Annotated in this window: 18 protein-coding genes and 3 tRNA genes; 13 read left to right on the top strand and 8 right to left on the bottom strand. The window is 71.8% G+C overall.

All coding sequences use genetic code 11. The features are described from left to right. The 9 genes from GT045_RS24415 to GT045_RS24375 all read left to right on the top strand — a co-directional run. A partial coding sequence (locus tag GT045_RS24415; protein ID WP_272926889.1) for a CbiX/SirB N-terminal domain-containing protein occupies positions 1–324 on the top strand: 324 nt, incomplete at its 5' end. 69 nt (positions 325–393) lie between these two features. Then, complete coding sequence (locus tag GT045_RS24410; RefSeq protein WP_161293643.1) at positions 394–1668, top strand: deoxyguanosinetriphosphate triphosphohydrolase; 1275 nt, start codon at positions 394–396, stop codon at positions 1666–1668. Positions 1669–1770: 102 nt separating this feature from the next. Further along, the gene (locus GT045_RS24405) at positions 1771–3036 is read left to right on the top strand and encodes an FAD-dependent oxidoreductase (protein ID WP_161293641.1); all 1266 of its coding nucleotides are present in this window, start codon (positions 1771–1773) and stop codon (positions 3034–3036) included. Between the two features lie 47 nt (positions 3037–3083). Further along, entirely contained in the window at positions 3084–4994 is a 1911-nt protein-coding gene (dnaG, locus tag GT045_RS24400) for a DNA primase (protein ID WP_161335446.1), read from the top strand. 120 nt (positions 4995–5114) lie between these two features. Further along, positions 5115–5486, top strand: coding sequence for a hypothetical protein (locus GT045_RS24395; RefSeq protein WP_161286886.1), 372 nt, complete (start codon positions 5115–5117; stop codon positions 5484–5486). Between the two features lie 10 nt (positions 5487–5496). Further along, positions 5497–7077, top strand: a complete 1581-nt coding sequence (locus tag GT045_RS24390) for a peptidoglycan-binding protein (RefSeq protein WP_161286885.1) — start codon at positions 5497–5499, stop codon at positions 7075–7077. Next, a complete protein-coding gene (locus GT045_RS24385; RefSeq protein WP_161335445.1) occupies positions 7049–7642 on the top strand; it encodes a protease inhibitor I42 family protein in 594 nt (197 codons plus the stop codon). Before GT045_RS24390 ends, GT045_RS24385 begins: the two co-directional genes overlap by 29 nt. Positions 7643–7688: 46 nt before the next feature. Beyond that, a complete protein-coding gene (locus tag GT045_RS24380; protein WP_161335444.1) occupies positions 7689–8102 on the top strand; it encodes a hypothetical protein in 414 nt (137 codons plus the stop codon). 133 nt (positions 8103–8235) lie between these two features. Continuing rightward, complete coding sequence (locus GT045_RS24375) at positions 8236–9555, top strand: RNA polymerase sigma factor (RefSeq protein ID WP_345942738.1); 1320 nt, start codon at positions 8236–8238, stop codon at positions 9553–9555. A gap of 370 nt (positions 9556–9925) precedes the next feature. Here GT045_RS24375 and GT045_RS24370 read toward each other — a convergent pair whose 3' ends face one another. From GT045_RS24370 to GT045_RS24345, 7 genes are all read right to left on the bottom strand, one after another. Next, positions 9926–10417 (bottom strand): hypothetical protein, encoded by a 492-nt coding sequence (locus tag GT045_RS24370; protein ID WP_161335443.1) that lies wholly within the window; start codon positions 10415–10417, stop codon positions 9926–9928. Continuing rightward, the gene (locus GT045_RS24365; protein WP_345942737.1) at positions 10414–12429 is read right to left on the bottom strand and encodes an RHS repeat-associated core domain-containing protein; all 2016 of its coding nucleotides are present in this window, start codon (positions 12427–12429) and stop codon (positions 10414–10416) included. The genes GT045_RS24370 and GT045_RS24365 overlap by 4 nt, the downstream gene beginning before the upstream one ends. Continuing rightward, complete coding sequence (locus tag GT045_RS39065) at positions 12416–12706, bottom strand: transposase (protein WP_237538841.1); 291 nt, start codon at positions 12704–12706, stop codon at positions 12416–12418. The genes GT045_RS24365 and GT045_RS39065 overlap by 14 nt, the downstream gene beginning before the upstream one ends. Positions 12707–12823: 117 nt before the next feature. Beyond that, a complete protein-coding gene (locus GT045_RS24360) occupies positions 12824–14749 on the bottom strand; it encodes an ABC transporter ATP-binding protein (RefSeq protein WP_161290666.1) in 1926 nt (641 codons plus the stop codon). Continuing rightward, on the bottom strand, positions 14749–16482 hold the full coding sequence (locus GT045_RS24355) for an ABC transporter ATP-binding protein (protein WP_161335442.1): 1734 nt from the start codon (positions 16480–16482) through the stop codon (positions 14749–14751). The genes GT045_RS24360 and GT045_RS24355 overlap by 1 nt, the downstream gene beginning before the upstream one ends. A 153-nt stretch (positions 16483–16635) precedes the next feature. Further along, on the bottom strand, positions 16636–18087 hold the full coding sequence (locus tag GT045_RS24350; RefSeq protein WP_161290670.1) for an FGGY family carbohydrate kinase: 1452 nt from the start codon (positions 18085–18087) through the stop codon (positions 16636–16638). Positions 18088–18146: 59 nt separating this feature from the next. Further along, a complete protein-coding gene (locus tag GT045_RS24345) occupies positions 18147–18452 on the bottom strand; it encodes a YtxH domain-containing protein (protein WP_161290672.1) in 306 nt (101 codons plus the stop codon). A 158-nt stretch (positions 18453–18610) separates the two neighbouring features. Between GT045_RS24345 and GT045_RS24340 the strand changes: the two genes are divergently transcribed. The 3 genes from GT045_RS24340 (at position 18611) to GT045_RS24330 (ending at position 19012) form a co-directional block, all read left to right on the top strand. Then, positions 18611–18683, top strand: a tRNA-Asn gene (locus GT045_RS24340). A gap of 6 nt (positions 18684–18689) precedes the next feature. Then, positions 18690–18762 (top strand) — tRNA-Asn (locus tag GT045_RS24335). A 176-nt stretch (positions 18763–18938) separates the two neighbouring features. Next, positions 18939–19012 (top strand) — tRNA-Ile (locus tag GT045_RS24330). Positions 19013–19329: 317 nt separating this feature from the next. On the opposite strand, the gene GT045_RS24325 is transcribed toward GT045_RS24330, so the two are convergent. Beyond that, positions 19330–19524, bottom strand: coding sequence for a hypothetical protein (locus tag GT045_RS24325; protein WP_161335441.1), 195 nt, complete (start codon positions 19522–19524; stop codon positions 19330–19332). Positions 19525–19687: 163 nt separating this feature from the next. Between GT045_RS24325 and GT045_RS24320 the strand changes: the two genes are divergently transcribed. Beyond that, positions 19688–20962, top strand: a complete 1275-nt coding sequence (locus GT045_RS24320) for a M20 family metallopeptidase (RefSeq protein WP_161335440.1) — start codon at positions 19688–19690, stop codon at positions 20960–20962. The last annotated feature ends 147 nt before the right edge of the window (positions 20963–21109 follow it).

Genomic DNA, 21109 nt, shown 5'->3' with positions numbered 1-21109 from the left:
GGCTCCCGCCACCCCGGCGCGGCCGACGACGCCCGCCGCACCGCCCGCCTCCTGGCCGGCCGCCTGGGCGTCCCCGTGGTCCCCGCCTACGCCTCGGCGGCGGCCCCGGACGTCCCCACGGCGGTTGGCGCCCTGACGGCACGCGGCCGGCACCGGGTGGCGATCGCGTCGTACCTCACCGCACCGGGCCGCTTCGCCGCACGCTGCGCGGTGGCCGGGTCCTGGATCGCCTCCGCTCCCCTCGGAGCCCACGAGGCGATGGCCCGCCTGGTGCTGCACCGCTACGACGAGAGCCTCACGACGCCGTGGACGTCAGCCGCCTGAGACAAGGGTGCGGCTGGTCAGGTACCCCGGCGTTCCTCCAATGTCACCGCCGGCACGTAGTGTCGAATCATGGAAGGCACCGCACACTCCGCACCGTACGACCCGACGTCAGTCGAACGCTGGGCCCCCGAGCCGGACAAACGCCCGGGCCGTACCGCCTTCCAGCGCGACCGCGCCCGCATCCTGCACTCCGCGGCCCTGCGCCGCCTCGCCGGCAAGACCCAGGTCGTCACCCCGGGCACCCGGAGCCACGCCTGGGACGCCAGCCCCCGCACCCGGCTCACCCACTCCCTGGAGTGCGCCCAGGTCGGCCGGGAGCTGGGCGCCGCCCTCGGCTGCGACCCGGACCTGGTGGAGGCGGCCTGCCTCGCCCACGACCTCGGCCACCCGCCCTTCGGCCACAACGGCGAGACCGCGCTGAACGAGTTCGCCGACGACTGCGGCGGCTTCGAGGGCAACGCCCAGTCCCTGCGCCTGCTCACCCGCATCGAACCCAAGCGCTTCACCGAGGACGGCTCCGTCGGCCTCAACCTCACCCGCGCCACCCTCGACGCGGCCACCAAGTACCCCTGGCCGCGCGGCGCCCACCCGACCGACCCCGCGTCCCACAAGTTCGGGGTGTACGAGGACGACCGCCCGGTCTTCGACTGGGTCCGCGCGTCGGCCCCCGGCACCCGCACCTGCTTCGAGGCACAGGTGATGGACTGGGCCGACGACGTCGCCTACTCCGTCCACGACGTCGAGGACGGCCTGCACGCCGGCCACATCGACCCCAACTGCCTGCACGCCGAACCCGAGCGGCAGGCGGTCTTCGAGGTCGCCATCGGCCGCTACGTCCCGGCCGGCACCGATCCGGCGGAGCTGGCCGCCGCCCTCGACCGCCTCCAGGACCAGGAGTGGTGGCCGCACGGCTACGACGGCACGGCGGTCGCCCAGGCCCGGCTGAAGGACGCCACCAGCCAGCTCATCGGCCGCTTCTGCCTGGCCGCCGAGAGCGCCACCCGCGCCGCGTTCGGCACCGGCCCCCTCACCCGCTACGACGCCGAACTCGTCGTCCCCCGCGAGGCCCGCCTGGAGTGCGCGGTCCTCAAGGCGGTCGCCGACCGGTACGTGATGCAGCGCGCCGAGCAGGAGCTGCTGCGCGCCGACCAGCGGGTGATCGTCGCGGAACTGGCCGAGGCGCTGACCGTCCGCGCGCCCGACGGACTTGACCCCCAGTTCCGGCCGCTGTTCGACCGGGCCCCCGACGACCACGCGCGCAAGCGGGTGATCGTGGACCACATCGCCTCCCTCACCGACGCCTCCGCGCGCTCGCTGCACGCGAGACTGACCGGGCATATGTGAGAGGTACGTGACCGGTGGTGGCCTGATCGGGTCACTCCCTCTTCCCGCAGCCCGCCCGGTGCGGGACGCTCGCATGGCGACACCCTTACGAGGAGGCATCAAGTGGTCGACGCGGATCAGACATTCGTCATCGTCGGAGGCGGACTCGCCGGCGCCAAGGCGGCCGAGACGCTGCGGGCGGAGGGCTTCACCGGCCGGGTGATACTGATCTGCGACGAACGCGACCACCCCTACGAGCGCCCCCCGCTGTCCAAGGGCTTCCTGCTCGGCAAGGAGGAGCGCGACAGCGTCTTCGTGCACGAGCCCGCCTGGTACGCGCGCAACGACATCGAGCTGCACCTCGGCCAGACCGTCGACCGCGTCGACCGCGCGGCCCGCACGGTCCGCTACGGCGACGACGGCACCCTCGTGCGCTACGACAAGCTCCTCCTCGTCACCGGCGCCGAACCACGCCGCCTCGACATCCCCGGCACCGGTCTGGCCGGCGTCCACCATCTGCGCCGGCTCGCGCACGCCGAGCGCCTCAAGGGCGTCCTGCAGCACCTCGGCCGGGACAACGGGCACCTCGTGATCGCCGGCGCCGGCTGGATCGGCCTGGAGGTCGCGGCGGCGGCCCGCGAGTACGGCGCCGAGGTCACGGTGATCGAACCGGAGCCGACCCCGCTGCACGGCGTCCTCGGCCCCGAGCTGGGCAACGTCTTCGCCCAGCTGCACCGCGAGCACGGCGTCCGCTTCCACTTCGGCGCGCGGCTCACCGAGATCGTCGGCCAGGACGGCATGGTCCTCGCGGCCCGCACCGACGACGGCGAGGAGCACCCGGCGCACGACGTCCTCGCGGCCATCGGAGCGGCACCCCGCACCGGGCTCGCCGAGGCGGCCGGACTGGAGATCGCCGACCGGGCGGACGGCGGCGGCATCGTCGTCGACGAACGGCTGCGCACCTCCGACCCCGACATCTACGCCGCCGGTGACGTCGCCTCCTTCCCGCTCACCCTGACCGGCGCCCGGCTGCGGGTCGAGCACTGGGCGAACGCGCTGAACGGCGGCCCCGCCGCGGCGCGCTCGATGCTGGGCAAGGACGTCGTCCACGACCGCGTGCCCTACTTCTTCACCGACCAGTACGACCTGGGCATGGAGTACAGCGGGTGGGCGCCGCCGGGGTCGTACGACGAGGTGGTGATCCGGGGCGACGCGGGCAAGCGGGAGTTCATCGCCTTCTGGGTGAAGGAGGGACGCGTGCTGGCCGGGATGAACGTGAACGTGTGGGATGTCACAGAACGGATCCAGAACCTCATCCGCTCCCGGGCCCAGGTGAACGTCGAGGCGCTCTCCGACCCCCACGTACCACTGGACAGCCTGCTGTCCTGACGCCCGCGGGCACCGTCACCGCCCCGGCGGCCCCGTAGAATTCACCCGTGGCAGGACGGATCAACGACGAGGACGTGAAGGCGGTACGGGACGCGGTCCCGATCGACGCCGTGGTCTCCGAGTACCTCCAGCTGCGCAGCGCGGGCGGCGGCAACCTCAAGGGCCTGTGCCCGTTCCACGACGAGAAATCGCCGTCCTTCCAGGTCAGCCCCAGCAAGGGACTCTTCCACTGCTTCGGCTGCCAGGAGGGCGGCGACACCATCACCTTCGTCATGAAGGTGGACCACCTGTCCTTCTCGGAGGCGGTCGAGCGCCTCGCCGCCCAGGCCGGCATCACGCTGCGCTACGAGGAGGGCGGGTACAACCCCTCCCACCAGCGCGGCGAGCGCATCCGCCTGGTCGAGGCACACAAGATCGCCGCGCAGTGGTACGCGGAGCAGCTCGCCACCGGCGCCGAGGCCGAGGCCGGCCGCGTCTTCCTCGCCGAGCGCGGCTTCGACCAGGCCGCCGCCGTCCACTTCGGCGTCGGCTACAGCCCCCAGGGCTGGGACCACCTCACCCGCTACCTGCGGGGCAAGGGCTTCACCGACAAGGAGCTGCTGCTCTCCGGTCTCTCCCAGGAGGGCCGCCGGGGGCCCATCGACCGCTTCCGGGGCCGTCTGATGTGGCCGATCCGGGACATCGGCGGCGAGGTCGTCGGCTTCGGCGCCCGCAAGCTGTACGAGTCGGACAACGGCCCCAAGTACCTGAACACCCCCGAGACGGCGATCTACAAGAAGAGCCAGGTGCTGTACGGCATCGACCTGGCGAAGAAGGAGATCGCGAAGTCCAGCCGGGCCGTCGTGGTCGAGGGCTACACCGACGTCATGGCCTGCCACCTCGCCGGCGTGACCACGGCCATCGCGACCTGCGGCACGGCCTTCGGCGGCGACCACATCAAGATCCTGCGCCGCCTGCTCATGGACAACGGCTCGGCCCGCGTGATCTTCACCTTCGACGGTGACGCGGCCGGCCAGAAGGCCGCCCTGCGCGCCTTCGAGGACGACCAGAAGTTCGCCGCCGAGACGTACATCGCGATCGCCCCCGACGGCATGGACCCGTGCGACCTGCGGCTGGCCAAGGGGGACGAGGCGGTCGCCGACCTGGCCGAACCCCGCACGCCCCTGTTCGAGTTCGCGCTGCGCCAGATCGTGCTCCGCTACGACCTGGACACCCCGGCGGGCCGCGCCGCGGCCCTGGACGAGGCCGCCCCGATCGTCGCCCGGATCAAGAACAGCGGCGCCCAGCACGAGGTCGCCGTCGAACTGGCCGGCATGCTCGGCATCCTCGACACCCAGTTCGTGGTCCGGCGGGTCGCCCAGCTGGCCCGCTGGGCCCGGGACCGCGGCGGCAAGGGCGACCCGCAGCAGGGCCGGCCCCGCCCGGACAGCCGGCAGTGGGCCGAGGCGCCCCGCCCGGCGGCCGGCGGCCCGGCGCTGACCCTGCGCAACCCGGTCTTCGCCGCCGAACGCGAACTGCTCAAGCTCGCCCTCCAGCGTCCCGAACTGGTCTCCCCGGCCTTCGACGCCTACGGCGTGGACGAGTTCACCGCCCCGCCCTACGCCGCCGTGCGGCAGGCCGTCGCGGAGGCGGGCGGCGCCGAGTACGGCCTGTCCGACCCGCAGGAGTACCTGGTGCGGGTGCGCGAGGCCGCACCCGACGACACGGTCCGCGCGATGGTCACCGAGCTGGCCGTCGAGCCGATCCTGCGCCGCACGGTGGACGAGACGTACGCCGGCACGGTCCTGGTGCAGATCCGCCGGCGGGCCGTGGAGCGCCGTATCCGCGACATCCAGTCCCAGCTGACCCGCCTGGCCGCGGGCGGCGACCCCGCCCGGCTGGCCGCCGTGCAGAACGAGCTGTGGGTCCTCCAGCAGTACGACCAGACCCTGCGCGAACGGGGCGCGGAGGCGCTCTGACGCCCCCCGGGGCGGGTCGTGTGGAGGAGCTGTGTGCGGCGGACGACGGGTCATCCTCCCTGCACACGCTGCGTGTTAGCCTGCCCGCGATCACGATCGGATGTGTACGGGGGAGGCGCGGTGGGCTCGGACGGCTACCAGGTCAAGGCGGGTATGTCCGGCCCGGCCCGGCAACTCGACGACGCCGGCGGGGACATGGACGGCGTCAGCTCGGCCGTCAGGTCCCGCACGAGCTACTCCTACGACGACGCCGGCGGCGAGGACGCCGCGTCGGCGCTGAACGCGTTCGTCAAGGCGTGGGAGGCGGAGGCCAAGACCCTGGCCTCGGCGTTGCACGAGCTGGGCGGCAAGGTGCAGTTGGCCGAGAAGACCTACCACGCCACCGACGGCCGGGTGAAGGCGCACGCCGACAGCGTCCCCGCCGGCGGCACGAGCAGCCGCACCGGCACACCGGCGCAGGACGGGCGTACCTCCGCCCTGTCGGGCTACTGAGGGCGGGCCGGTGTCGTTCTTCCCCTCTCCCCTCGACTCCCCGTCCCTCCGCCTCGCCTGGCTCGCCGGGCTGTCCAAGAAGCTGCTCGGCGCCGGCAGCAAGAACGAGGTCCTCGACCTGATCGACGACGCCCTCTCGGTGCCCGCACCGGGCGGCGACCAGGGCGTGCTGGAGGGCCTGGCGCGCCTCTACCGCGGCCAGGTCGACCAGGTCGGCAGCGTCTTCGACCAGGTCGACCGGGTGGCCCGCAAGGGCCTTCCGCAGGTCTGGGTCGGCGACACGAGCGTCCTCGCCTCCGAGGTGGTCAGCGCCGCCGGGCGGTCCGCGAACCAGATGAGCGAAGCGTTCCAGGGGTGCGCGACGGTGCTGCTGACGCTGGCCGACGCCATCGGTGACGCGCAGCGCAAGGACGAGCAGGGCCGCGGACAGCTGCTGGAGCAGAAGAAGATGCTCGGCGGCAAGGACGGCTTCTTCGACGACCTGCACGAGAACGACGAGGAGGAGTGGGACCGCAAGAACGCCGCCCACTTGGGCTCCTCGGCGGTGGACCTCATGCACGACGCCGTCTCCGACGCGCAGGAAGCCACCCGCGTCGCGGCCCGGGACCTGAACAAGTGGGCCGCGGAGGCACGGGCCGGGAAGCTGGAGACCAGCGAACTCACCGCCGTCGACAAGCTGATGCTCGCCGACACCGGCGTCGCGGGCGCCGACACCGAGCTGAACGAGATCCTCACGGCCGGTGACCTGACGCGCGCGTCGGCCCGGATGGACCTGCTGAGCCTCGACGACGAGATGGCCATGGAGCGCATGCTGGCGGCGTCGGACACCCCGCAGGAGCGGGCCTACCTGATGAAGGCCCTGGCCGCCGGCCACAGCGTCACCGAGATCGGGCAGTTCCGGGACAAGATCCACGGCAAGGACCCCGCCTGGCTGCGCCGGCACCTGTCCCCGGTGGTCACCGGCGCGGACAGCCTGAAGGACGAGGGCGTGGGGCCGGACGGCTCCAACGTCAACAAGGAAGACGTCACGTTCGACGGGCAGCGCTGGATCCAGGGCGGCGACGGGTCCGAGGGCACCTGCGTGGCCTCCTCCACCGTCACCTCCCGCGCCCTGGTCGACCCGCTGTACGCGCTCGGCCTCACCGGCGGACCCGACGGGCAGCAGGACGACCCCGAAGCCTTCCGGCAGCGCCTGGTGGCCGAACAGCACCGGCTGCACACCGAGGGCGACGGCGGCAAGAACTGGGGCGGCATGGGCCCGGAGGGGCAGGAACGGATCAACGACACCACCGTCGGCAGTGCCACCGGCACCGACTACGACCGCCGTGACCTGGACAGCGCCGCCGACCGCAGGGCGGTCCTCACCGACGTCGAGAACGCGGTGGCGCAGGGACGACCGGTCCCGGTCGACGTCAAGGGCAAGGGCGCCCACGCGATGACCATCATCGCCCAGGAAGGGGACAGGCTCCAGGTGTACAACCCCTGGGGCTCGACCACCTGGGTCAGCGAGGACGACTTCATCAACGGCCACATGGGCAAGGCTTCCAGTAATGATCTCCCCGATGCGTACAGCGTCTTTCTCCCCCGGTAGCAGGGGCGCTGCCGCGATCGCGGCAGCCGCTCTCCTCGCTCTCGCCACCGGCTGCGGCCCGGGCACCGGCGAGCCGGCCGGCGGCTCCACGTCCACCGCCACCCACCCCACGTCCACCGCCACCGCCACCCGCCCCACGTCCACCGCCACCGCCACCCACCCCACGGGCACCACGAGCCGTCCGGTGAAGGACACCAGCATCACCGCGGCGCCGGGCGAACGCTTCACGCTCACCGTCGGGCAGAACGCCTCCACCCGCGAGTACTGGTACCTGGTCGGCCCCCGGCCCGACAGCTCGGTGCTGGTCAGCCGCGGCCAGGAGTACACGTCGGACTCCGGCGACGAGAAGGTGGACGGGGCCGGCGGCCGGCTCACCTTCACCTTCGAGGCCAGGGGCCGGGGGACCACCCGGTTCACGCTGCTGCACTGCACGTTCAGCACCTGCCAGGGCAACACCTCCACCCTGCCTCCCGCGACGACCGGACCGTCCGCCACCCCGACGGCGGGCGCGACCGGCCCCTCCCAGGCGCCCCAGCGCATCACCTACACCGTCACCGTCGGCTGAGCCGTAACGGACCGGTCGGACGAGACGAGACACCCGAGGCCCCGCCATGAACGACGACGCCCCGTACCCGCCGGACCGCACGGACGACGAGCTGGCCCGGCTCGACATCACCGTCCTGCTGCGGGACGGCCTCACCGCCGGGCCCGGCCCCCGGCGCACCGCCCTGTTCGGCGACGGCGCCGCCGCCGCGGCGGTCGTCCTCGACCGCCTCGGCACCGAGCCGCGCTCGGTCGCCTTCCTCGCCGACACCGTGCGCGCCGCCGGGCTCGCCCGTGCCGTGGAGCTGCCCGAGCCGCTGCCCCGCCGGGAGGCGGCCGACGTCGTGGGGGAGTGGCTGCGGGCCGGCGCCGTGCTCGCGGGCGGGGTCGAGACCGACGACACGGCGGCCACCTGGCTGCACGCCGTCGCCACCATCATCGAACTGAAGCAGCTGACCCGGGCACGGGGCCGGGGCGTCTGATCGGGTCTCGCCGCCCGCAGGTGCCGGTCGCATAGTCCGGCGGGCCGGGGTGACCACCGCGTCACGGAGCGGACGCAAAAAGTCACCGCACGCCCCTCGTGGCGGGGTTGTGTCGTACCCCACACTGAGGGCGGTGCCCGAGTCCGCGGAGCGCAGGCCGTCGACTCTCCGCTCCCGAACACCGCTGCCGCACACCGCCGGCAGCGATCACCTGGAGGTCGCCCCCGTGCAGACCCGGACCCTCACCCAGACCGACGGCAGCACCGGCGCCACCCGCACCGGCGCCGGCACCGGCGCCGCCGAGCCGGACGCGGAGGCGGACGTCCTCGCGGGCGTGCCCCCGCAGGGCCGGCCCGCCCTGCACCCGGAGGCGGTGGCCGCGGAGCAGGCGGAACCGCCCGCGGAGGCCCTCGCCGAGGAGCCGGTGGAGCCGGAGGAGCCCGAAGAGCCCGAGGGAGCCGGACCGGCCGCGGCGCTCCGGGAGACCGAGGAGGCCGCCGAGCCCGCCGAGGCGCCGGCCGCCGTCCGGGCCGAGTCCGGGGGGCCCTCGGCCGACCTGTTCCGCCAGTACCTGCGCGAGATCGGCCGTATCCCGCTGCTCACCGCCGCCGAGGAGGTCGAACTCGCCCGCCGGGTGGAGGCCGGCCTGTTCGCGGAGGAGAGGCTGGGCGGCGCCGAGGACCTGGACAGCGAGCTGGCGCTCGACCTGGACCGGCTCGTCGTCATGGGCCGGATGGCCAAGCGCCGCCTGATCGAGGCCAACCTGCGGCTCGTCGTCTCCGTCGCCAAGCGGTACGTCGGGCGCGGCCTCACCATGCTCGACCTGGTGCAGGAGGGCAACCTCGGGCTCATCCGGGCCGTGGAGAAGTTCGACTACGCCCGGGGCTACAAGTTCTCGACGTACGCGACCTGGTGGATCCGGCAGGCCATGTCCCGCGCCCTGGCCGACCAGGCCCGCACCATCCGGGTCCCGGTGCACGTGGTGGAGCTGATCAACCGCGTCGTCCGCGTCCAGCGGCGGATGCTCCAGGAGCGCGGCTGCGAGCCGACCGCGGACGAGGTCGCCGCCCACCTCGACCTGGCGCCCGAGCGGGTGGGAGAGGTGCTGCGCCTGGCCCAGGAGCCGGTGTCGCTGCACGCGCCGGTCGGCGAGGAGGACGACGTCGCCCTCGGTGACCTCATCGAGGACGGCGACGCGACGAGCCCCGTCGAGTCGGCGGCGTTCCTGCTGCTGCGCGAGCACCTGGAGGCGGTGCTGTCCACGCTGGGCGAGCGGGAACGCAAGGTCGTCCAGCTCCGGTACGGGCTGGCCGACGGCCGTCCGCGCACCCTGGAGGAGATCGGACGCATCTTCGGCGTCACGCGGGAGCGGATACGGCAGATCGAGTCCAAGACCCTCAACAAGCTCCGGGACCACGCCTTCGCCGACCAGCTGAGGGGCTACCTGGACTGAGGGGGCCACCGCCGTGCGGCGGCCCCCCCCGGTGCGCCGCGCCTAGGTCGTGTTTTAGAACTCGCTGACCTGTCTGGTGGGCCGTCCGGGGAAGTCGCGGCCGGCCATCCACATGGTGAGGTCGCGAGCGATGTCGTCGATACTGGTCGCCGTGGTGACCTCGTGCTCGCAGAGGCGTCCAAGGCACCGCTCTCCGTCGTGCCGGAGAGCGTCCAGGTAAGCACATGGTGCCCCGAGACCGAGCGCAGCCCGTCGAACATGCGCCGCCAGTCGTCGATCGTGGTGTCGAGGACGCAGACGTCCCGCAGTGCTCCATCTGCGACGAAGTCTTCCGGCCGATACCTCCACAAACCCCGGACCGTCTGCTCGTTCACCATTGCGCGAAGGGTGCCCGTGCCGCGATGTCCGGGCAGACCCGGTCAAGTGCGCGCCGGAAGTCGTGGGCCAATGCCGCCAGCATGCCCTCGACGTCCGAAAGGGAAGCTGTTTCCGTCGCCGGGTCGGGAATCCAGTCGGTCTGCGTCGTGCAGGTCATGGTGATCTGTTCGCCGACGGGGTCGAACGTGATGACACGCTCGACCCCCTGTCCGTAGAAGTCGATCTGTGCTCGGTCCCTCCGACGGAGGGCCGTCCGTGCCTGCGGGAGTTGCTCGATGACCGACGACAGGTCGTAGGAGACGTCCACCGGCCACGGACTCTGGCCGAACCCTGCCACATCGAAGCGGCAGTCCGTGTCGGCCAGGAGCTCACAGGCATCCATGACCAGCGATTCGTAGTCCTCGGCGAGGTCGACGTCATGTGTCACCGGAGTGCTGGACGTGGGCGGAGACACGGTCATGCGGAATTGCACGGAGCTGCTCACTTCTTCACGATCGGGAAAGCTGTTTTGTAGGAACCATCGGGTTTGGGGACCAGCCGCGCGTAGGTGGCCTCAACTATTTCGCCGTCCGGCATGATGACCTGCCCCATCCCCGGTGGCAGTTCCACTTCGCGCACCCCGCCGTTGGGGTCGTGATGTGTCTTCAGGAACTCCAGGACCTTGTCGTTGTCCAGCCATTGTCCCTGCTGATTGCCCGTGCTGCGTGCGCGGTCGGTAAGGCTCTTGGTGTTTTTCGCGCCCGCTCCGTGCTCGCTGAAGGTGTGGCCGAAGGTCGGTCGGCTGCGCGTGTTCCAGTTGAGCTCGTCGGTCGGGATCTTCTTGCACGCGAGCCCGAGAGGGTCGAGCCAGGTGAAGGGGTTCGGGCCGTATGCGTAGGGGTTCGGGTACGGATCGAGACCAAGTGGGTCGGCCGAGACGAAGCTTCCGGTCTCCGGGTCGAAGTACCGGAAGACGTTGTAGTGGAGGCCGGTTTCGGGGTCCACGTACTGGCCCGGAAAACGCAGCGGGCAATCCACGGAAGGCTCGTCGTCCGGCGGCGCGGGGAACGGCGCACCCCACACCGAGGTCCGGCGCTGCCACGCCAGGTGACCGTCCGGGGTGACCAGTTCGGTGGGCGTCCCCACGACGTCGGTAACGACGGCGTGGAACCGCGTCCGGCGCCCGGGCGTGGTCTCTTCGGCCAGCCGGGCGAGAAACGACCGTTCCCCCTCGTGCGCTGTCGGTTCGTGGTCGGTCTGGGCCACAGGGCGATCGGTGTCCGGAGCGAACTCCCAGGTAGAGACCATGCCGGTTGGACCGGTCTGCTCCGCCAGCCGGGTGTCGTCCCAGGAGAAGTCGGTCCGGTCGCACGCGGATCCGTCCTCGGCGACACGGTGCTTGGAAACCCGGCGTCCGAACGGGTCATAGGCGTAGCACCACCGGTCGCCCTCGGGGGTGACCGCCTCGGTCAGCCGGTCCTCCGAGTTCCATGTATAGGACCAGATGCGCTGCTGGCCGTTGAGCAGCCTTCGCTTCTTGCGGACGAGGCGGCCCTGGGCGTCGTGCTCGTAGACGGTGTTACCAGCACGACGGATCAGGGTGCCGTCGAACTCACGCTCACCCGAGGTACCGAGCCCCGGTGAATCCGCCCGGACCGGATTACCCGCCGCGTCGTACGCGTAGGTTTCCGTCCAGCCATGTGCACGCACGCCCGTGACCCGGCCAATGGCGTCGAGATCGAAGCGACGGGTGCCCGACGTCAACTCGCGGATCTCAGTGATGTGGCCGTCGGCCCGGTATGCGTAGTCACGATGCTGGAGCAGGCGGTTCGCCCCGGCGGCGCCGGAGAGCACTGTCAGAGACTGCTCGGTCAGTCGGCCGGCGGCGCTCCATCGCTGAAGGAGGGCGACGTCGTCGCCGAGTCGGCGCTCGGTCTCGCGGCCCGCCGTGTCATACGAGAAGGTCAGGGTGTGGTCCGCCGTGCGCAGCGCGGTGCCTCGTCCCGTCGCGTCGTACGTCCACTCCGAGACCAGCCCGGAAGGGGTTGTACGCCGGACCCGACGTCCGAGGGCGTCGTACTCATAGCTGATCGTCCGGCCTTTGACGGTTTCCGCCACGATCCGGCCCAGCGGGTCCCGCTTCAGCGACACGTCGGCGCTCGGGTTGGAAGCGTGCGCCAACTTGCGGTCGGGGCCATAGCTGTATGTGGTGATGTCACCGCTGGCTCCCTCGCGCTGCTCCACCACGCGGCCCGCCGTGTCCCGCGTGAAACGAAGGCTCTCCCCGGCTCCGTTGGTACGGGTGACCAGCCGTCCTGCCGCGTCGTGGGTGTACGTGAGCGTGCGGCCGTTGAAGTCCGACTCGGCCGTCAGGCGGCCGGCTTCGTCATAGGTGTAGGTCCATGTGCGGCCCTGCGGGTTGGTGACTCCCGTCAGTCGCAATTCCGTGTCATATGTGAACGCGTAGCGTGCGCCGTCCGCATCGGTTCGCGTGGCGGGTACGTCAAAGTGTGTCACCGTGTGGTGGGTAAGGTGGCCGACCGGGTCGGTGTGGCTGAGCAGGTTGCCCTCGGCGTCCCAGATCCACGACTCCAGCCCGGCCGCGTCCGCCCGGGCCTAGCCGGGTCAGCAGCTCGGGCCAGGTGCCGTCACGCTGCCAGCGGCGGAAGAGCCCATAGACCGTCTGCCACGGTCCGTACTCGGACGGCAGATCCCTCCACGGAGCACCGGTCCTCACCCGCCACCGGATCCCGTCGATCAGCTTCCGCCGACCTACCGCCGGCCTGCCCCGCATCGCGACCGGCAGCATCGACTCCAGCACGGCCCACTGCGCGTCAGAAAGATCCCCTCGCCCCACACCGCGATCATCACGGTGCGGGGCAAGCAGCGAAGCCCATTTCTAAAACACGACCTAGTCGACCTCGGCCACGGCCTGCGCGAACTGGGCCTTGTACAGCCGCGCGTACGCCCCGTCGGACGCCAGCAGCTCGGCGTGTGCGCCCTGTTCGACGATGGACCCGTTCTCCATCACGAGGATCGTGTCCGCGTCCCGGATCGTCGAGAGCCGGTGCGCGATCACGAACGACGTCCGGCCGGCCGCCAGCTTGGCCATCGCCTTCTGGATCAGCACCTCGGTGCGGGTGTCCACGGAACTCGTCGCCTCGTCCAGCACCAGGATCACCGGATCGGACAGGAACGCCCGCGCGATGGTGATCAGCTGCTTCTCGCCGGCGCTGACACCCGTGCCCTCGTCGTCGATCACCGTGTCGTACCCGTCGGGCAGCGTCCGGATGAAGCGGTCCGCGTGCGCGGCCCGCGCCGCCTCCTCGATCTCGCCCCGGGTCACCTCGCGCGCGGCGCCGTACGCGATGTTCTCCGCGATGGTGCCGCCGAACAGCCACGTGTCCTGCAGCACCATGCCGATACCGGCCCGCAGTTCGTCCCGGGTCATCCTCCGGACGTCCACGCCGTCCAGCGTGATCCGGCCGCCGGACACGTCGTAGAACCGCATCAGCAGGTTCACCAGCGTGGTCTTGCCGGCGCCCGTCGGGCCGACGATCGCCACCGTGTGCCCCGGCTCCACCGTGAGCGACAGATCCTCGATCAGCGGCTTCTCCGGGTCGTACCGGAACGACACGTGCTCCAGGCGCACCCGCCCGCGCAGCTCCGCCGGACGCTCGGCCTCGGCCGGGTCCGCCTCCTGCTCCTCGGCGTCGAGGAGTTCGAAGACCCGCTCGGCCGAGGCGACACCCGACTGCACCAGGTTCGCCATCGACGCGACCTGCGTCAGCGGCATGGAGAACTGGCGCGAGTACTGGATGAACGCCTGGACGTCACCGATGGACAGGGTGCCGGAGGCGACCCGCAGACCGCCGACGACCGCCACCAGCACGTAGTTCAGGTTCGACACGAACATCATCAGCGGCTGCATCACACCGCTGTTGAACTGCGCCCTGAAGCCGGCCTCGTACAGCGCCTCGTTCTGCTCGGCGAACTGCTGCGCCGACTCCTCCTGCCGCCCGAACACCTTCACCAGGGTGTGCCCGGTGTACATCTCCTCGATGTGGGCGTTCAGCTTGCCGGTGGTCCGCCACTGCTGCACGAAGTGCGGCTGGGACCGCTTGCCGACCCGGGTGGCGACCACGAACGACAGCGGCACGGTGACGAGCGCGACCAGCGCCAGCAGCCAGGAGACCCAGAACATCATCACGAGCACGCCGACGATGGTCAGCACCGAGTTGATCAGCTGGCCCATCGACTGCTGGAGGGTCTGCCCGATGTTGTCGATGTCGTTCGTCGCCCGGGACAGCACCTCGCCGCGCTGGCGCTTGTCGAAGTACGACAGCGGCAGCCGGGACAGCTTCGTCTGCACGTCCTCCCGCATCCGGTACATCGTGCGGTTCACGGACCGGTTGACCAGGCGGGTCGCGACCGCCATGAGCAGCCCGGCGACCAGGAACGTGCCGAGGGCGAGCAGCAGGACGTTCCCGACGGCGGGGAAGTCGATGCCCTTGCCGGGGGTGAAGTCGGTGCTCCTGAGCATGTCGGCGACCTGGCCCTGGCCGCGCTCGCGCATGGAGTCGAGCACCTGCTCCTTGGTCGCGCCCGCCGGCATCCGCCGGCCGATGATGCCGGCGAACACCAGGTCGGTGGCCTTGCCGAGGATCTTCGGGCCGACCACGCTCAGGCCGACGCTGACGACCACGCACAGCAGCAGCAGGTAGATCGTGAACCGTTCGGGTCCGAACCGGGCGACGAGCCGTCTGCCCGAGCCCTTGAAGTCCATCGAGCGCTGGTCGGGTCCCCCCGCCATCATGCGTCCCATGGGCCCGGCCATCAGGCGGCCTCCGCTTCCGTCAGCTGGGAGAGAACGATCTCCCGGTAGGTCTCGTTGGTCGCCATCAGTTCGGCGTGCCGGCCGGAGCCGACCACCCGGCCCTCGTCCAGCACGACGATCCGGTCGGCGTCCCGGATCGTCGCCACCCGCTGGGCGACGATGACGACGGTCGCCTCGGCGGTCTCCCTGGACAGGGCGGCGCGCAGGGCGGCGTCGGTGGCGTAGTCGAGCGCCGAGAAGGAGTCGTCGAAGAGGTAGATCTCCGGGCGCTGCACGAGCGTGCGGGCTATGGCGAGCCGCTGCCGCTGGCCGCCGGAGACGTTGGTGCCGCCCTGCGCGATCGGCGCGTCGAGGCCGCCCTCCAGCTTGCGCACGAAGCCCCCGGCCTGGGCCACCTCCAGCGCGTGCCACAGTTCCTCGTCGGTGGCGTCGGGGTTGCCGTAGCGCAGGTTGGTGGCGACGGTGCCCGCGAACAGGTACGGCTTCTGGGGCACGAGCCCGACGGTCTTCGCGAGCAGCCGCGGGTCGACCTGCCGGACGTCCACGCCGTCGACCAGGACCTCGCCCTCGGTGCTGTCGAAGAGCCGGGGGACGAGCCCGAGCAGCGTCGACTTGCCGCTGCCGGTGGAGCCGATGACGGCGATCGTCTCGCCCGGCCGGGCCACCAGGTCGATGGACTTCAGCACGGGCTCCTCGGCCCCCGGATAGCGGAAGCCCGCGCCCCGGATCTCCAGGTGCCCGTGCGCGCGCAGCTCGGTGATCCCGGCCGCCGGCGGTACGACGCTGGAGTCGGTCCCCAGGACCTCCTGGACCCGTTCGGCGCAGACCTCCGCGCGCGGCACCATCATGAACATGAAGGTGGCCATCATCACGGACATGACGATCTGCATCAGGTAGGCGAGGAACGCGGTCAGGTCGCCGATGGCCATGTCGCCGCTGTCGATGCGGTGGGCGCCGAACCACACCACCGCTATGGAGGAGATGTTCACCACGGTCATGACGATCGGGAACATCAGGGCGAGCATCCGGCCGGTGGCCAGCTGCATGTCGGTCAGCTCACCGTTGGCCCTGCCGAACCGGCTCTGCTCGTAGTCGTCGCGGACGAAGGCACGGATGACCCGGTTGCCGGTGATCTGCTCGCGCAGCACCCGGTTCACCGTGTCCAGCCGGACCTGCATCGACCGGAACAGCGGGCGCAGCCGGCGCACGATGAGGGTCACGGAGACGCCGAGCACCGGCACGACGGCCACCAGTACCCCGGACAGCGGCACGTCCAGGCCCAGTGCGAGCACGATCCCGCCCACGCACATGATGGGCGCCGACACCATCAGGGTGAACGTCATCAGGGCCAGCATCTGGACCTGCTGCACGTCGTTCGTCGTACGGGTGATGAGCGACGGCGCCCCGAAGTGACCCACTTCACGCGCGGAGAAGGACTGCACCCGGTCGAAGACCGCCCCGCGCACGTCCCGGCCGAGCGCGGACGCGGTCCGGGCGCCGTAGTACACGGCGCCTATGTTGCACACGACCTGCACCAGCGAGATGCCGATCATCAGGGCACCGAAGGACAGGATGTAGCCCGTGTCACCCTTCACGACACCGTTGTCGATGATGTCCGCGTTCAGAGTGGGCAGGTAGAGGGTGGCGCAGGTCTGCAGGAACTGCAGCGCCACCAGGAGGGTGATGGGTTTCTTGTAGGGCCTGAGATAGGTCCGCAGAAGTCGTATGAGCACGCTACGTCTCTCGGAGTCGGCGACGGGGGCTGGTTCGGTTGCCCCTGGCCCCTATCGTCGGACACTCCACCCGCGTTACCTCAACCGATTAATCCGCCGGTGTTCTCTCCTGGGCCCTTATGGCTTTGGGGTGTTGCGTTCGGATATGTCCGCCTACGACGAGAACGCTCCGGGGTGGGTCTGCTCGCGCACCGCCGTGAACTGCTGCCGCACCGCCTGCCCCACGGCCAGCTCCTCGCCCGGCTCCAGCACCTGCGCCGCCGCGCCCTGCCAGGCCGGCGGGGTGCGCGGATCGAGGGTGCCCTGCGAGACGCCGAGCGCCCAGGCCGCCTGCCGGGCCGCGCCGATCGCCGCGTAGTCCGCCGGCTGCGGCACGACAACCTGGGCACCGAACAGCGAGGGGGCCGCCGCCTGCACGGCGGGCAGTTCGGCGGCCGGCCCGAGCAGGAAGATCCGCCGCACCTCCACGCCCCGCCCGCGCAGCACGTCCAGCGCGTCCGCGAGCCCGCACAGCATGCCCTCGAAGGCGGCCCGCGCCAGGTGCTCGGGCTTCATCGACTCGCGCCGCAGGCCGGCCAGGGTGCCCGCGGTGTGCGGCAGGTTCGGCGTCCGCTCGCCCTCCAGATACGGCAGCAGCACCAGCCCGTGCGAGCCCGGCGTGGACTTCATCGCCAGGGCGGACAGGCTCTCCAGGTCCGGCAGGCCGAGCAGCTCGGCGGTGCCGCGCAGGGTGCGTACGGCGTTCAGGGTGGTGACGACCGGCAGGTGCATGCCGGTGGCGTCGGCGAGGGAGGTGATCATCCCGGACTGGTCGGCGAGCGCCTCGGGGTGCACGGCCATCACGGAACCGGAGGCGCCGAGCGAGACGACCGCGTCGCCCCGCCCGATCCCGAGCCCGAACGCGGCGGCCATGGTCTCCCCGGTGCCGGCGGAGATCAGCAGGCCCTCCGGGGTGGTGCCGGCCGCGTCGGCCGGGCCGATCACCTCCGGCAGCATCGCGTGGTGGCCGAGCGCCAGCTCGACCAGGTCGGGCCGGTAGGCGCCGGTGGCCGCCGACCAGTAGCCGGTGCCGGAGGCGCCGCCCCGGTCGGTGGTCCGGCGCACGGGCCGGCCGAGCAGCTGCCAGACGAGCCAGTCGTGGGCCTGCAGCAGGACGGCCGTGCGCAGGGCGTTCTCCGGCTCGTTCTTCGCGAGCCAGCGCAGCTTGGTGACCGGCTGGGCGGCCTGCGGCACGCATCCGACCGCCTGCGCCCAGGACTCCCGGCCGCCGAGCGCGTCCACCAGGTCGGCCGCCGCGACCTGCGCCCGCTTGTCGCCGCCGACCAGGGCCGGGCGGACGGTGTTGCCCTGGGCGTCCAGCGGGATCAGCGCGTTCGCCTGCGCGGAGACGCCGATGGACTGCACGCCCTCCAGCAGACCGCCCCCGGCGGCCTCGCCCAGGGAGAGCAGCCAGGCCTGCGGATCGACATCGCTCGGGCGCGCGCCGTCCGGCGCTTCGACCGGGTGCGGCGCGTACCCCTGGCGCAGTACGGCGCCGGTGTCTGTGTCACAGACGACGATGCGCGTGAAATCGGGCGAGCTGTCCAAGCCGGCGACTATCCCCATGCCGGAGAATTTTGCCGTATCGCCGGGGTTGCTTCGGCCGAGGGCGGTTCCGGTGCCCGTCAGGTGCCGCTCGTGCCCCAGTCGTCCTCCGCGGTTCCGTCGACGCTGCGCTCCCGCAGGGACCGCACCCGCTGGGCCACGGACTCCGGGACCCGGTCCCCGACCTTGTCGCTGACCGTGTGGAAAGCCTTGCCGGCGTAGACGCGGCCCTGCTGTGCGGCCGACTCGGCGGTGTTCCGCACCGCGGGGTTCTGTGCGATCTGCCGGGCCGACTTCTTCAGCTGCTCGTAGCGCTCCCGTCCGGCCCTCGTGCCGAGTACGTAGCCGACGGCCATTCCGGCGAGGAACGTGAGCCGATAGCGCATGGCTGCCACCCTTCCCGTGTGTAGGTCTCTGGTGCGGCGCTGGCGCCGGGGAGTACCGATTGGCGGAGCACCCCCCTGCTTGCGCTAATGTATGTGTCGCAGCGAGCGCCCGCCCCCTGGCGAATACCCAGGTAGGTACGTTCGATGCAACGAGGCGATCCTCCGTAGCTCAATTGGCAGAGCAGCCGGCTGTTAACCGGCAGGTTACTGGTTCGAGTCCAGTCGGGGGAGCTTCGGTCCTCCGTAGCTCAATTGGCAGAGCAGCCGGCTGTTAACCGGCAGGTTACTGGTTCGAGTCCAGTCGGGGGAGCACGCTGAACGAGGACCCCTCCGGGGTCCTTTTTCATGTCCGCGGGAACCGCCGCGCCTGCGGTGATGTCCTCAAGGTCATGAGCAGCGCGGAAGCCGACCATCCGAAGCAGGAGATCGTATGAGCGGCTATGCTGCGGCAGACGGCGCGCACACTTGTACGCGACACGCCGCTATGGGGCGGTAGCTCAGCCGGTTAGAGCAGCGGACTCATAATCCGTCGGCCGTGGGTTCGAGTCCCACCCGCCCCACCGAGGCGCTTCGGCGCAGGAACGTTTTCAGCTGCGGCGCCGTGTTAACCCCTCCCGGACAGAGGGGGTTACGGCACTCTCGAAGATCTTTGGCTCGACCAGGGCCCGGCCGAGGCGCACGCGATCACCGTGAGCGCGCGCCGGCCAGGTGCCGCCGGGAAGCGGTTGTCGGCGCCGGACCGGTGTGGACGGCCGCCCACCACGTCGAAGTCGCCCACCACGTCGAAGTCGCCCACCGTGGCCTGATGTTGCGTCCCGGCAGACGTCGCGCGGCGCGCCGGCGCGGACCTCGGCATCATGGGAACCGACCGGGCGCGTCACCCCCGTGGCCGGTCGTTCGGGGCGCGTCGTCGCCCCACCTCACCGTCGGCACCGCGGAAGGCGAGGCCCCGCACGTCCTTGTACTCCAGGTACTCCAGGTACTCCCGCTCCATGTGCTCCAGCTCCCTGTCGCGTCCGTGGACCCAGCCGTGCGGGGCGACCTCGTGGCCGGCCCCGACGCAGCCGCGCACCTCCCGCCGGCACGCGGCCCTGTCCGAATCCGGTGCGCCGCGACCGCCGGGGGACTGTCCGGCCGGCCCCGCGGTCCCTACGGTGGGAAGGCAACCGCCTCCCGTGTGCCACCGCCGCGGGCCGCGCCGCACAGGCCGGACCCGGGAAGGAGATACGGCCCCCATGACACCTCCGCCCCGGGCCGCTCACGGCACGCCGGACGCCGCCCCGCCCGGCACCACCGCCGCCCCCGGCCTGCCGCGCGAGGCGCGCCGGCTGGCCGCCGAGGCGGTCGCCCTGCGCCGCGCCCTGCACCGCGGCCCCGAACAGGGCCTCGACCTGCCGGCCACCCAGCGCCTGGTGCTGGACGCCCTCGACGGTCTCGGCCTGGAGATCCGCACCGGACGCGCCCTGTCCTCCGTGACGGCCACCCTCGCCGGGGCCGCCGACGGGCCGACGGTCCTGCTGCGCGCCGACATGGACGCGCTGCCGGTCACCGAGGACACCGGACTGTCGTTCGCCTCCCGCACCACCGGCGTGATGCACGCCTGCGGGCACGACGCCCACATGGCGATGCTGGTGGGCGCCGCCCGGCTGCTGGCCGCGCGGCGCGAGACGTTCGCCGGACGTGTGGTGTTCATGTTCCAGCCCGGCGAGGAGGGCGAGCACGGGGCGCGCCACATGATCGAGGAGGGGGTGCTGGAGGCGTCCGGCAGCCGCGCCGACGCCGCCTTCGCCCTGCACGTGCACCCCAACCTGCCCGCCGGCACGGTGTGGCTGCGCCCCGGGCCCCAGATGGCGGCCTCCGACCGCTTCCGGGTCGTCGTGCACGGGCGCGGCGGGCACGCCTCCGCACCGCACACCGCCTGCGACCCGGTGCCGGTGGCCTGCGAGATCGTGCTGGCACTGCAGACGATGGTCACACGCAGCCTGGCCGCCGACGACAGCGCCGTGCTCAGCGTGACCCGGCTCACCGCCGGCACCGCCACCGGTGTCATCCCGGACACCGCCGAACTGGCGGGCACCCTGCGGACCCTGGCCGAGCCGACCCGGCAGCGGCTGCACGAGGCGATCGCCCGGGTCGCCCACGGCGTGGCCGCGGCGCACGGCGCGACGGCGGAGGCGACCGTCGAGACCGGCTATCCGGTCACGGTCAACGACACCGCCTTCACCGACCTCGTGCTGCGCACCACCGCCGACACGCTCGGCCCCGGCGCGGCGAACCTCCTGCCGGCCCCGCAGATGACGGCGGAGGACTTCTCCTACGTCCTGCGGGCCGTACCCGGCGCCCTGGCCTTCCTCGGCGCCTGCCCGCCGGACCGCGAACCGCACGAGGCCGCCTCGCTGCACTCGTCCCGCATGACCCTCGACGAGGACGCGCTGGCCGCGGGCATCGCCTGCGAGGCCGCCGTGGCCCTGGCCTTCCTCGCCGGCCGCACCGGGGAACCGGCCCGGTGACCGCCTTCGGCACACGGCCCGCCCGCCCCGGCGAACCGCCCACGGCCCCTTCCCGCGCCGGCATCCGGTCGTCCGGCACCCCGGGGCGGGCGGCCCGCCGCCCGCCGGCGACCTCACCGCCTACGACCCCGCGCGGCGGCGGGCTTT

The sequence above is a fragment of the Streptomyces sp. SID486 genome, assembly GCF_009865385.1.
Classification (GTDB): Bacteria; Actinomycetota; Actinomycetes; order Streptomycetales; family Streptomycetaceae; genus Streptomyces.
This window is presented reverse-complemented; position numbering and strand designations above follow the sequence as displayed.

Coding starts and splice junctions, on each gene's coding strand:
- GT045_RS24385 (WP_161335445.1), top strand. CDS start 7,049: ATGCGTACAGCGTCTTTCTCCCCCGGTAGCAGGGGCGCTGCCGCGATC.
- GT045_RS24410 (WP_161293643.1), top strand. CDS start 394: ATGGAAGGCACCGCACACTCCGCACCGTACGACCCGACGTCAGTCGAA.
- GT045_RS24360 (WP_161290666.1), bottom strand. CDS start 14,749: ATGGCCGGGCCCATGGGACGCATGATGGCGGGGGGACCCGACCAGCGC.
- GT045_RS24350 (WP_161290670.1), bottom strand. CDS start 18,087: ATGGGGATAGTCGCCGGCTTGGACAGCTCGCCCGATTTCACGCGCATC.
- GT045_RS24345 (WP_161290672.1), bottom strand. CDS start 18,452: ATGCGCTATCGGCTCACGTTCCTCGCCGGAATGGCCGTCGGCTACGTA.
- GT045_RS39065 (WP_237538841.1), bottom strand. CDS start 12,706: ATGCGGGGCAGGCCGGCGGTAGGTCGGCGGAAGCTGATCGACGGGATC.
- GT045_RS24320 (WP_161335440.1), top strand. CDS start 19,688: ATGACACCTCCGCCCCGGGCCGCTCACGGCACGCCGGACGCCGCCCCG.
- GT045_RS24380 (WP_161335444.1), top strand. CDS start 7,689: ATGAACGACGACGCCCCGTACCCGCCGGACCGCACGGACGACGAGCTG.